Raw genomic sequence first — 414 nt, forward strand, 5'->3', positions numbered from 1 at the left:
GCCTTGTCGATCTCGGTGATGTGGATGTCGCCGCGCCCGCCGAGGGTCCGGTCGCGCAGGAGCTTCAGGTAGCGCTCCGCGGTCACGGAGAAGGACTGCAGCGTCGTCGGCGTTTCGCTCTCGGGCTCGAAGCCGCAGCGCAGGAAGGCGCTCAGCGAGCGGGTGTTCTCGGTGTGGATTTTCGCGATGAGCTTCTCGGCCCGCAGGTCGAAGAAGGCCCGCTTCATCCCTTCGGCAATCGCGCTGCCGCCCAGCCGGCGGCCCCAGTTCTCGCGGTCGCCGATCACGAGCACCATCTCGCAGTCCGGCCCGGATCGCGCGAGGCGGACGAAGCCGACCGGCCGGTCGTTCCGGTCACAGGCCATGAAGAACCGTCCACCCTGGTTGAAGAGGTGCGTGAGGATGGGCATGTGC

General features: G+C 67.9%; 1 protein-coding gene. It reads right to left on the bottom strand.

Annotated elements, in window-relative coordinates:
• Positions 1–414, bottom strand: a 414-nt coding sequence (locus GVL03_RS21035; RefSeq protein ID WP_159502730.1) for a GNAT family N-acetyltransferase, incomplete at both ends; no start/stop codon positions are given.

The organism is Microbacterium sp. 18062 (genome assembly GCF_902706225.1).
Classification (GTDB): Bacteria; Actinomycetota; Actinomycetes; order Actinomycetales; family Microbacteriaceae; genus Microbacterium.